This is a genomic window from Rhodoligotrophos sp. CJ14 (genome assembly GCF_038811545.1).
Lineage (GTDB): Bacteria > Pseudomonadota > Alphaproteobacteria > Rhizobiales > Im1 > Rhodoligotrophos > Rhodoligotrophos ferricapiens.
Window position 1 is genome coordinate 553,905 of record NZ_CP133319.1, and the last position, 11,786, is coordinate 565,690.

6 protein-coding genes, 2 tRNA genes and 1 pseudogene are annotated in these 11,786 nt (G+C 62.7%); 3 read left to right on the top strand and 6 right to left on the bottom strand.

The genetic code is table 11. The annotated features are described in order from the left end of the window. Window positions 1–29: 29 nt before the first annotated feature. Both RCF49_RS02520 and RCF49_RS02525 read right to left on the bottom strand, forming a co-directional pair. On the bottom strand, window positions 30–2,504 hold the full coding sequence (locus tag RCF49_RS02520; protein WP_342644106.1) for a penicillin-binding protein 1A: 2,475 nt from the start codon (window positions 2,502–2,504) through the stop codon (window positions 30–32). A gap of 213 nt (window positions 2,505–2,717) precedes the next feature. Beyond that, window positions 2,718–4,277 (bottom strand): N-acetylmuramoyl-L-alanine amidase, encoded by a 1,560-nt coding sequence (locus RCF49_RS02525; protein ID WP_342642477.1) that lies wholly within the window; start codon window positions 4,275–4,277, stop codon window positions 2,718–2,720. Between the two features lie 707 nt (window positions 4,278–4,984). Between RCF49_RS02525 and RCF49_RS22435 the strand changes: the two are divergent. The 3 genes and pseudogenes from RCF49_RS22435 to RCF49_RS02540 form a co-directional block, all read left to right on the top strand. After that, window positions 4,985–6,937, top strand: a pseudogene (locus RCF49_RS22435) (Rne/Rng family ribonuclease); the annotation flags it as partial. 1,347 nt (window positions 6,938–8,284) lie between these two features. After that, a complete protein-coding gene (locus RCF49_RS02535) occupies window positions 8,285–9,676 on the top strand; it encodes a M48 family metalloprotease (RefSeq protein ID WP_342642479.1) in 1,392 nt (463 codons plus the stop codon). A 59-nt stretch (window positions 9,677–9,735) separates the two neighbouring features. After that, window positions 9,736–10,509 carry a DsbA family protein gene (locus RCF49_RS02540; protein WP_342642480.1) on the top strand — a complete coding sequence of 258 codons (774 nt, stop codon included), beginning with the start codon at window positions 9,736–9,738 and terminating at the stop codon, window positions 10,507–10,509. A gap of 65 nt (window positions 10,510–10,574) precedes the next feature. Here RCF49_RS02540 and RCF49_RS02545 read toward each other — a convergent pair whose 3' ends face one another. The 4 genes from RCF49_RS02545 to RCF49_RS02560 all read right to left on the bottom strand — a co-directional run bounded on the left by RCF49_RS02545 (window position 10,575) and on the right by RCF49_RS02560 (window position 11,747). Then, window positions 10,575–10,790, bottom strand: coding sequence for a hypothetical protein (locus tag RCF49_RS02545; RefSeq protein ID WP_342642481.1), 216 nt, complete (start codon window positions 10,788–10,790; stop codon window positions 10,575–10,577). A gap of 358 nt (window positions 10,791–11,148) precedes the next feature. Beyond that, window positions 11,149–11,225 (bottom strand) — tRNA-Arg (locus RCF49_RS02550). 50 nt (window positions 11,226–11,275) lie between these two features. Then, complete coding sequence (locus tag RCF49_RS02555; protein WP_342642482.1) at window positions 11,276–11,581, bottom strand: ETC complex I subunit; 306 nt, start codon at window positions 11,579–11,581, stop codon at window positions 11,276–11,278. Between the two features lie 89 nt (window positions 11,582–11,670). After that, window positions 11,671–11,747: transfer RNA gene (locus RCF49_RS02560), tRNA-Pro, on the bottom strand. Window positions 11,748–11,786: the final 39 nt, after the last annotated feature.

Consider the following 11,786-nt stretch of genomic DNA (forward strand, 5'->3'; position numbering starts at 1 on the left):
AGACGCAGGCCGGCCTGTAAATCGCAAGCCTAATACAGGCCCCCGGTGCCGGTGGATAGCCCGCCATCGCTCTGCGCCGGCAGCTGCAGCACCCCGCCGGCCCCGCCATGAGCGAGCTCCTGGCCACCGATGACGACCGTATCATCTGGCGGTCCCTCGCCCGGCTTGAACGCTTCGAGGATCACATTGGCATCCCCATAGGCGGCCCTTTGGCCATTGCTGGGATTGATGGGGATGAGCTGCATGCCCGGCGGAATTCGGAATGGAATGCCGGGCTTGTCCTTCAGCGCCATTTTCATGAAATCCGCGAAGATGGGCGCGGCGAGTTGGCCGCCGGTCTGCCCCCGCCCCATCGGGCGCGGATTGTCATAGCCGATATAGATGCCCACCGCGAGATCCGGCGCATAGCCGACGAACCAGGCATCCTTTTCATCATTCGTCGTGCCGGTCTTGCCCGCCAGCGGCTTGCCGACCGTCGACACGATCTTGCCCGTGCCGCGCTGCACGACCCCTTCCAGCATCGAGGTGATCTGATAGGCCGTATAGGGATTGATCACCTGCTCCCGATCATCGCTGAGCTCGGGCTCGGGCTGGTTCTGCCACTGATCCGCCTTGCAGCTCGGACAGTCCCGGTCATCGTGGCGATAGATCGTATGGCCGTAGCGGTCCTGGATGCGATCGATCAGCGTTGGCGTGATTCGCCTGCCCCCATTGTCCAGCATCGCGAAAGCCGCCGTCATGCGCAGCAAGCTGGTCTCCCCCGCCCCCAAAGCCGTTGAGAGCATCGCCGGCATCTTGTCGTAAATGCCGAACCGTTCGGCGATTTCCGAGACCTTTTCGAGACCCATGTCCTGGGCGAGCCGCACCGTCATGACGTTCCGCGAGAGCTCGATCCCGCGCCGAAGGGTCGATGGGCCATAGAACTTGTTCGAATAGTTCTTCGGGCTCCACACCGCGCCGTTGGACAGACGAACTTCGATCGGCGCGTCCATGATCACGCTGGATGGCGTATAGCCATTCTCCAATGCCGCCGCATAGACGAAGGGCTTGAACGAAGAGCCCGGCTGCCGCTTGGCTTGGCTCGCGCGGTTGAACTGGCTCATCCCATAGGAGAAGCCGCCCACCATTGCCAGGACGCGGCCCGTATGCGGGTCCATGGCAACGAGCCCGCCTTCGATCTCTGGAACCTGCACCAAGTGATATTCACCTGCCGCATCCCCAGGAGCAACATAGATGACGTCGCCCGGCTTGAGCACCTGCTCCACCGATTTCACCTGCGGGCCAAGGCCGCGATTGGTGAGGGCCCGCGCCCAGCTCAGGAGCTTCAGCGGAACGGTGCCTGTATCCCGCTGCTTGGCGATCGCCCCGCCGACGAGACGCTGCGGCCGCAAACCGATGGTCGCCTCCTTTGGGTCGGTCGCGAGCACCACCGCGAGCTGCCACGGTGCGATATCCGCCGGCACCTCCATCTCGGCCAGCGCCTTTCCCCAGTCTCCATCCAGCGCGATCTGCTTCACCGGCCCGCGATAGCCCCGGGCACGATCGAATTTGAGCAGACCGCGGATGAGCGCCTGTCGGGCATAGATCTGCAACGCGGGCTGCAGCGTGGTGCGGATGGAAAGCCCACCGTCATAGAGTTTCTTCTCGCCATAGAGGTCGAGCACCTCGCGCCGCACCTCCTCCGAGAAATACTCCGCCGAGAACAGCTCCTCCCCATTCCCGCGCGAGCTGATCGCCAGCGGCTCCTTCATCGCAGCCTCCGCCGCCTCATGGGTCACGAACCCATTGGCGGCCATCTGCTGCAGCACCCAGTTTCGCCGTTCGATCGCCCGCTGCGTATAGCGGGTCGGATGATAGTTCGAAGGCGCCTTGGGCAGAGCGGCGAGATAGGCGACTTCCGCCAGCGAGAGCTCATTGAGCGGCTTGTCGAAATAGTTGAGGGCCGCCGCCGCGACTCCATAGGCACCAAAGCCGAGATAGATCTCGTTGAGATAGAGTTCGAGGATCTTGTCCTTGGAATAGGTCTGCTCGATTCGCATCGCGAGCAGCGCTTCCTTGAGCTTGCGATCGAGCGTGCGCTCGTTCGTCAGCAGAAAATTCTTGGCCACCTGCTGCGTGATGGTGGACGCACCCACCATATGCCCGCCGCCATTGACGTAATTCTCCGCATTCGTGAGCACCGCCTTTGCAATGCCCGTAATGTCGAGGCCACCATGCTGATAGAAGCTCTTGTCCTCCGCCGACAGGAAGGCGTTGATCACCAGCTTCGGGATCTGGCTCACCGGAACATAAAGGCGCCGCTCGCGGGCATATTCGGCGATGAGCGTCCCATCCGCCGCATGCACACGGGTCATCACTGGCGGCTCGTATTCCGCAAGCTGCCGGTAATCCGGAAGCTCGCCGGAGACCTTCCAGACCACATAGCCGGCGACGGCTGCGGCCGCACCGAACAATATGAAGCCGACCGCGAAGAGATAACCAAAAAATCTCAGCATTGAGTTTATCTTCTTTGGCCCGTCGAATCCGGAATTCCGGATGGCCTAGGCTCCCCGATCTTGAACGCGATCCCATAGGCGGAACCGTGGCGTTCTCATATCCTAACACGGTTCGATGGGTCCAACACCATTCCGCTGTCGGGATAAGGCGAATTTGAACGGGGGTATCGGCGCAATATGGCAGTCCGATGGCGCGGGAGCTCGTCGCTCGACGAAACGCAGCTATCGACGCTGCGCCACATGGGTTCCGAAAAAGCCGTCAATCGCTGAAACGATGGCACCGGCAACCCGTTTGCGCCAGGCATCGGAGGTGAGGAGTTTTTCGTCCTCCGGGCTCGACAGATAGCCGAGCTCGAGCAGCACGGAGGGCACGTCCGGCGCCCGTAGCACGCGAAACCCCGCATAGCGGTGTGGCTTGGTATTCAGCCGGGTCGTATCCTTGAGCTCGCCGACCAGGGTCTTGGCGAAGAACATCGAGTGGTTGCGGGTTTCGCGCTGCACGAGGTCGACCAGGATGTCGGTCAGCTGTTCATTCTCCGCCTCGGGCGGGATGCCGCCGACCAGGTCGGCCTTGTTCTCGGCGGCCGCGATCTCGGCGGCTTCCTGGTCCGAAGCCCGCTCCGACACCGTATAGATCGTCGAACCGCGAGCGATGCCGCGCTTGAGCGAGTCCGCGTGAATGGAGATGAAGAGATCGGCATTGTGCTTTTGTGCGATCTCGACGCGCCCGCCCAAGGTGATGAAGGTGTCATTGTCCCGGGTGAGCTGGACATCGTAGCGGCCCGATGACTTGAGCGCGTCTCTGAGCGCGCGCGCAAAGCCCAGAACCACGTTCTTCTCGAGAGTGCCGGACCGGCTGATCGCCCCGGGATCAACGCCGCCATGCCCGGGATCGATCACGATGACCGGCCGCCTGTTTTGCTTGGGCTGAGGAGCCTGCGCCTTCGCTTTGGGCTTGGGCGCGGCAAGAGTGGCCGGGCTGAAGGCGGCGGTGGGCTCCACAACCGCCATATCCGCTGTCGGCGCCTGGGCGCTTGCCGCAGCAGGGGCTTCGGCCGTTGCGATCTCGGGTCCCGTCGATTTGGCGCTCAAACTCTCGATGATAGATGCAAACGAGGTGGGCTTCGGCTTGGGGCGAGGCGGCATGCTTGGCTTAGGGGATGCCTCCACTGTTGCAAGCGCCGTTCTTTCGCCCACTGTTTGAGGCTCCTGTTGAGCCACCTGCTTCGATCCGGCGGGCTCGGGCGAAGCCACGGGCGCCGGCTTCTCCTGCTGATTGAGCCGCGCGAGAATTGTGGCGAAAGTCTTCTCGTCGGTCTGGACGAGATCGATCACCATTCGCGCAGGACTGTTGTCGGACGGCTCGACCAGGAATGTCTTGTCGATCAGCACCGGCCCGCTGGCATCGATGACGACACGCGCCTTGTCGCCGTCAAACTGGCCATAGCGATATCCGCGCACCAGACCGCGTCCCATCTTGCCGATGCCGGCCGGAAGCTTGAAGGCCACAGCCGGCATATCGATCACCACCCGGAACGGGTCTGGGGTGACCGTCACCGTATAGGCGATCGGATGGTTGAGATCGAGCACGAAGCGCGTCTTGCGATCATCTCCCGCAACGCGCGCACCAATGGCTTCGATTGCGGCATTCGCCTGTCCTGCTGACTGGGCTAGGCTTGGTGCTGGAAACAGAAGGAATTGAACCAGGCAGACGAGGGCCAGGATCACGGACGAGACGACGCGCGCATTCCGCGACACCCGTACTCGGTTGCCAGCACTCACTGCGCAGCGCCCTTTCACAACTCGAACACAACATCCCTCGCGGAGCTCGCGCCGCCGCCACGTGGCGCTCCGCTAACGGCTCACCCTATTCCCGACAGGTTAATCATTACTTACATAACGATGAGACGGGCGCCCGCGCGCGCTCCCGCCGCAACGAAAATGCGGGGCTGCGCGCTGCATTGGACGAGTAAACGTCCCCGGCCCTTAGCAACCGCTCTTGCCAAGCTTCGGCTATGTCCGGTAATTAAGGGCACCGGGGTTCATTATGCGCCATGATTACTTCGAGTGGTGTATGATGCCTCTGCGGTTTTCTCGCGTGCTGGCGCGTTGCCGATTCTGGACCAACGCAGGCTGGCCGTTTGAATTGCAGACCTGTGAATGCAGGTTGCACATTTGACCGCCGTCCGTTCGAGGGACGGCGTTTTTGAAGCTGCTCCAACCGGTTTGGAGCGATTATGGACTGAATCGGAACAGGCTGTTGCATACGTTCGCTGAGAATGGGTTGGCAGGAAGCGCACCGGGAATGAGGCTCTTCGGAGTGCCCCCCGCATCGTCCGCCCCACTTCAGCGCCGCGAGACCTTGCCTGCTCCCACCACATCAACATGCGCTCGCGCCGGTCTGGCGGTGAAGGTGATGGCCAAGGGCCTCAATCGCCTCCCCGCTGGCATGGAGCTTGCGCCCGCGCGAGCGCGGGAGAAAGAAGAACATGGGAAGCACAATGCTTATCGACGCGGCACATCCGGAGGAGACCCGGGTTGTCGTGCAGCGTGGGAACAAGATTGAGGAATTCGACTACGAGTCGTCATCGCGAAAGCAGATTCGCGGCAATATCTACCTCGCCAAGGTAACCCGCGTTGAGCCGTCGCTGCAGGCCGCCTTCGTTGATTATGGTGGCAATCGCCACGGTTTCTTGGCCTTCAGTGAAATTCACCCCGACTATTACCAGATCCCGGTTGCAGATCGTCAGGCACTGCTGCGCGAGGAATCTCGCAGTCACCGCGCCTCTGACGAGGAAGACGACAAGAGCGGCGAGGAGGCGGCCGAGCCCACGTCTGAGAGGGACGGCAACGGTGCCGCTGAAGGCAATGGCGAGGCGCGCGAGGCTCGAGCCAAGGGTGCACGGCGCGGCCGCGGCGAGGATGGCGAAGCCTCGGTCGAGGAGATCGACGAGGATCCGGAAGCCCAGGCCGTAGACTCTGTAGGCGCCGATGATGCCCTGGAAGAGGCATCCTTCCGCCGCAACGTGAAGCGCGTCTACAAGATTCAGGAAGTGATCAAGCGCCGCCAGATCCTGCTGGTTCAGGTGGTCAAGGAGGAGCGGGGCAATAAGGGCGCGGCGCTCACCACCTACCTGTCCCTCGCTGGCCGTTACTGCGTCCTCATGCCGAACACCGCGCGTGGCGGCGGCATTTCCCGCAAGATCACCGATGCGAGCGACAGGCGACGCCTCAAGGAAGTTGCGCGCGAGATGGAGGTGCCCGAGGGCATGGGCGTGATCGTGCGCACGGCCGGTGCCAACCGCACTAAGGCCGAAATCAAGCGCGATTACGACTATCTGCTGCGCCAGTGGGAAAGCATCCGCGATCTCACGCTCAAATCCACAGCCCCCACCCTGATCTATGAGGAAGGCAGCCTCATCAAGCGCGCCATCCGGGATCTCTACACCAAGGACATCGAGCAGATTCTCGTTGAAGGTGCAGCCGCCCACCGCGAGGCGCGCGACTTCATGAAGATGCTGATGCCGAGCCATGCGCGCAATGTGCGGCTCTATCAGGAATCACGCCCCCTCTTCAGCCGCTATCAAGTGGAAAGCCAGCTCGACGGCCTGTTCTCCCCGGTCGTCACCCTGAGCTCCGGCGGCTATATCGTCATCAATCAGACTGAAGCGCTGGTCTCGATCGATGTGAACTCGGGCAAGTCCACGCGCGAGCACAATATTGAGGACACGGCCCTTAAGACCAACCTTGAGGCCGCTGACGAAATCGCGCGCCAGTTGCGCCTGCGCGACCTCGCCGGCCTCATCGTCATCGACTTCATCGACATGGAGGAGAAGCGCAACAATCGTGCGGTCGAGCGCCGCATGAAAGAGGCGCTCAAGAACGACCGGGCCCGCATCCAGGTGGGCCGCATCAGCCATTTCGGCCTTCTGGAAATGTCGCGGCAGCGCCTGCGCGTAGGAATGCTGGAGGGTTCGACCGTCCCCTGCCCCACCTGTCTTGGTCGCGGCATTATCCGGTCCATCGAATCCTGTGCCCTCTCCGTGCTGCGTGGCATGGAGGAGCACCTGATGCGCCGCGCGGAGGACATCACGCTGCGCTGCGATCCCAATGTGGCCTTCTATCTGCTCAATCAGAAGCGGCACCACGTGCTGAGCATGGAGCAGATATACAACGCCTCCATCTATCTTGAGGCGAGCGAGGAGCTGCACAACGAGAACTTCAAGATCGAGCGGGCTGAGGGCCGGCCGGCACGCCCGATTGCCGCTGCGGTTCAAGTGGATACCGCCTTCACCGAGGCGGCGCGGGCGGTCCCCGAACCTGAACCGGTGGATGAGGAAGAAGACCTGCAGGTCGAGGCAGATCTCGACGAGGCCGCCATCGCAAATGACGCCCGCGAGCACGCCGGCCCTCGTCACGAGCGCAATGGTCGTGATGGCGACGATGCTGGCCGGCGTCGCAGGCGCCGTCGTGGCCGTCGTGGTGGCAAGCGCAATCGCATCGAAGGCGAGACGACGGAGCTCGCCACGGATGCCGGGCAGTGGCGTGACCCAGGCGCGGGTCCGCAGCCCGATCTGGGCAATGTCGAGATCCCCGAGTTCGAGGCAGAGCTCGAATGGCGCCCCGAACCCGGTCGCAACCGTCAGCGCCGCGGTACTGAAGCCCCGATGCAGGCCGCCGAGGCTGAGAATGTCGGAGACCTTTCCGTCGAGTTGAGCGAAGAGGTCATTGCCGGCCCGCTTGCCGATCAGGCGGCAGGGGCCGACGAGATCGAGCTTGGCGTTGTTGCGTCAGCCGAGACGGAGGCGACCTCCCTGCCATCTGCTGGCGAGACGGAGACGCAGGCGGATGAGGAGCAATCTCAATCCGAAGCGGCCGAGGCAAAGCCCGCCAAGCGGCCACGGCGCACGCGCGCGGCCAAGACCGGCACCACGCCCCGGTCGAGATCGGCCAAAGCCAAGGCCCTTGCCGACACTGCGGAAGCAGCCGAGGAAGCGCCCGCGGCGGCCGAAGAGCCGAGCGAGGCCAAGCCCAAGCGACGCTCTCGGGCAAAATCCAAGTCGCGCCCAGCAGGCGAGGCGAAGTCGGAGCCGGTGACGGTCGAGACCGCCGATGAAGCGCCGCAACTCGACACGCCGGAGCGACGAGTATCCGATGTGGAATCGGAGCCTCAGGACGAGGCGCCGGCCGCCGCTCCGCTCTCTGCCGAGGCCGAGCAGCCTGCACCAGCCGAGGCCGCGTCCGCACCCTTGCATGAGGACACGCACGAAGCTGCGCCGGAGACGCACGAGGCTGCGCCAGAGCCGCATCAGGCCGCTCATGCCCCGGCCGACTGGCCGCAGTCCCGAGAGGGCACCGCGGTCGATCGTGAGCCTGCCCTGAACGGCGTGACCGCCGATGTGACGGAGCGGGTGAAAGAACCGGTCGGCCTTGCCAGCTCTGCCGAGCCGTCAGCCCATATTCGTCACGAAGCTGAGCAACCGAAGCCCGAACCGGCGCAGCCGCGGGCTCCTAAGGAGGAACGTCCAGCCCGTCGCGGCTGGTGGCAACGCGCCCGGCTGTTCCGCCACTGAGCATGATCATGCCCGAAGCCTGTATCCACGTTTCGGGCACGATATCCGTCGACCTCAATGAGTGCGGGAGCATGGAATAATCAAACCTCTTCCGTGCTCCTCGGACCTGTCACACGCAGACGTTATCGAGGGACTGGGACTCGTGCTTGCCAAGCCCCAGTCTCGCCGTAATTTTTCACGAAGGCTGATTTCCCGACCGGAACAACGGTGCAGTCCATGGCTTTATTGCGTCGGCTTGTGAAACCGCTCGCCATCCGCTGTCTTGCTGGCCTAACCACCCTCTCGCTTGCGATGAGCAGTGTTGCGGTTAAGCAAGCCAAGGCCGAGAGCCTTCCGCTGATCCGAGACAGCGAGATCGAGCAGCTCTTGCGCGACTATGCAACGCCCCTGTTCCGCGCGGCCGGTCTCAAGCCCGAGGCCGTCCAGGTCTATATCATCAATTCGGCCACCATTAATGCCTTCGTCGCGGGCGGCCAGCGGGTCTTTGTCCATACGGGTCTTCTGACCGAGAGCGCGACCCCCAATGAGGTGATCGGCGTCCTTGCCCATGAGACCGGTCATATTGCCGGCGGCCACCTCTCGCGGATGCAGCGCCAGCTCGACAAGGCCAGCACGGCCGCCATCGTGGGCATGCTGGTCGGGGCCGCCACCATGATCGGGGCGGGTCTTGCCGGCCAAGGCCAGCTTGCTCAGGGTGGATCGGGGCTCATGATGGGCGGCCAATCGCTCGCCCAGCGCAATCTGCTCTCCTATGCGCGCGCCCAGGAATCCGCAGCCGACCAGGCTGCCGTCCGCTATCTGAACGCCACCAGGCAATCGGCCCGGGGCATGATCGAGCTGTTCGAGAAGCTCTCAAATCAAGCGCTCGCCTCTTCGGTGCCGGTCGATCCCTATGTCCTCAGCCACCCCATGCCGCTCGACCGGGTGCGCAACCTCGAGGCGAATGCCCGCAAGAGCCCCTATTTTGATGCCGAGGACAGCCCGGCGCTCAAGGCGCGCCATGCCATGGTCCAAGCCAAGCTGATGGGCTTCCTGACCTCGCCTCAGCGCGTCTATCAGCGCTACCCCACGAGCGACAAGAGCGCTCCGGCCCGCTATGCCCGGGCGATCGCCGCATTCCGCACCGGCGATTTGCGCAGCGCCCTGGCAGAGATCGATGCCCTGCAGAAGGAGCAGCCCAGCAATCCCTATTTCTGGGAGCTTCGCGGCCAGGCTTTGCTGGAATCTGGCCGCGTGAAGGACGCCGTGCCGGCTTTGCAGAAAGCAGTATCCCTCATGCCCGATGAAGGTCTCGTCCGCATCATGCTGGCGCAGGCCATGCTGGCCACCAATGAGGCCCAGCTCGTTGAGCCGGCGGTTCAGCAGCTCCAGCGCGCCAAGCGTTACGAGACCGATTCCTCGCAGCTCCATGCGCAGCTCGCGATCGCCTATGCCCGGCGCAACAACATTCCTATGGCCGATCTCGAGACCGCCGAGGCGGCCTTGATCGGCGGCGACATCGACCTCGCCAAGCAGAAGGCTAAGCGCGCTCTATCGGCCTTCAAGCGCGGCACGCCGGAATGGGTCCGCGCCAACGATATCCTGAACGTGAAGAAAGATGATGACTGACTGCTGATAAATGGCGAGTAGCCTCGGTCAGCGGGGTCCAGAAGGATCGGAGTACCCATATGCGTTTTGCCAACCGCCTTCTCGCATGCGCCAGCCTGACCTGTCTCCTGGCAGTGTCCGCTGTCGCCGGCCCGGCCTCTGCTGAAGAGTTCAGCGAGAGCCAGCGCAGCGAGATTATAGATACCGTGCGCAAATACCTGCTGGAGAACCCGGAATTTCTCCGCGAGGTGATCAACGCATTGGAGGAGAAGGAGCAGCAGCAGCAGCTCTCACAGGCGACCGCCGCCATCAAGGACAACGCCGCTGCCCTGTTCCGCAACGACAACGATTATGTGGCCGGGAACCCGCAAGGCGACGTCACCCTGGTCGAGTTCTTCGACTACAATTGCGGCTATTGCAAGCGCTCGCAGCCGGATGTGATGGCGCTTATCGAGGGCGACAAGCAGCTTCGCTTTGTCCTGAAGGAGTTCCCGATCCTGGGGCCAGCCTCGCTCATCGCCTCGAAGGCCGCGATCGCATCGAAAAACCAGAACAAATACTGGGAGTTCCACAACGCCCTGATGGCACATTCGGGGCCGTTGGATGAGGCCGCCATATTCGCGACCGCCGGTCAGGTCGGGCTCGATGTCGATAAGCTGAAGAAGGACATGGAGAACGAGGCGGTCAACGCGCAGATCGAGGAGAGCTATGGCCTCGCCCGTGCGCTTGGCGTCCAGGGGACGCCCGCTTTCGTCATTGGGGATCAGTTTGTGCCCGGTGCCGTGGGCCTTGATGTGCTGACCAAGATGGTGGGCGAAGTTCGCGACAGCGGCAGCTGCAAGGGAATCTGCTGATATCTGTGCGGTCTCGGAAGCGGCAATGCCGCTTCCGCTTAGCCTTTGACGAGGGGAACCTTCGCTCAGACGAGCGCCAGCGCCTTTTCGCACAACCGACCCGGATCGCTTTCCCCTTGCGTCGCAAATCCGATGATCGCGTGGGCAACCCTGAGCCGCGTCGGCTCATCGGAGCGACTGCCGAGCGCCTCGCAGGCCGCGTTATAGGCCGCCAGCATGGCCGAGACCACTTCCGGCTCGAACGCACCGGATTTCAGATCGCTCAATGCGCGCGCAGTCACACGCAACCTCCGTTCGAAATCATCTGTCTTCTGTCCTATGGGTGAAAAGTCGACCGTCCAAGATCTGCCGCCGCGATGCTCTTCACCATCGCTTGCGGTCGCCTCGTTGCGCGAGCATGAATCTGCCGCTGAACGACATCGGTATGGGCTCATCGATAGACAAGGTTGGACCCAATCACCGGCTGCGAGGGCCGACTCAAAGCCCCCCGCCTGATTGCCAACATAGGCGATGATCGCCGTCTATCAAGTGCAGCGCCCCGTTTCGTGAACGGCTTTCCCGCCGTCCGGCGGGATCCAAGGCAGCGTACTGAAAACGCACCGCGGCGAGCGGATAGGACACGGGCCGGACACCGGAGGATGGCGACCCCGGAAGGATTCGAACCTTCGACCTTCAGCTTAGAAGGCTGCTGCTCTATCCAGCTGAGCTACGGGGCCGTCTCGGGACAAGCCCGATCATATTTCATGGGGCCGCAAGGCCGGGGCTTTCAATGGGTCCAGTTGCCAATCCGGCCCCATTTGAAATTATCGGAATAGGCCTTCGGTCTGATGGGAGCGCGCTGATTCTCGATCACGCGATATTCGAGGCCGTGGCGCTCCGCATAGGCGATCGCCTCTTCCTTCGAATCAAACCGCAAGCGGAGCTGCTGGCGCATGTCACCGGAACTCGTCCACCCCATCAGCGGATCAATCGAGCGCGGTTGCTGCTGTTCGAACTCGAGGAACCAGCGCTTCGTATTGGCTTGCCCGGATTGCATTGCCGTCTTCGCAGGCTTGTAGATCCGAACCTTCATCTCTCCACCATGGTCGGGCAGAACCGCCCTGTTTTGCGTCTCGGCAACAAAGGCGAAAAGCCGCAGGCGGCTCCGCGCAATTCTTGTGATGGTCGGGGCAGCAGGATTTGAACCTGCGACCCCCTGGTCCCAAACCAGGTGCGCTACCAGACTGCGCTATGCCCCGCGACCTTTCCAAATATAGGGCATTCCTTACGTTTTTGCT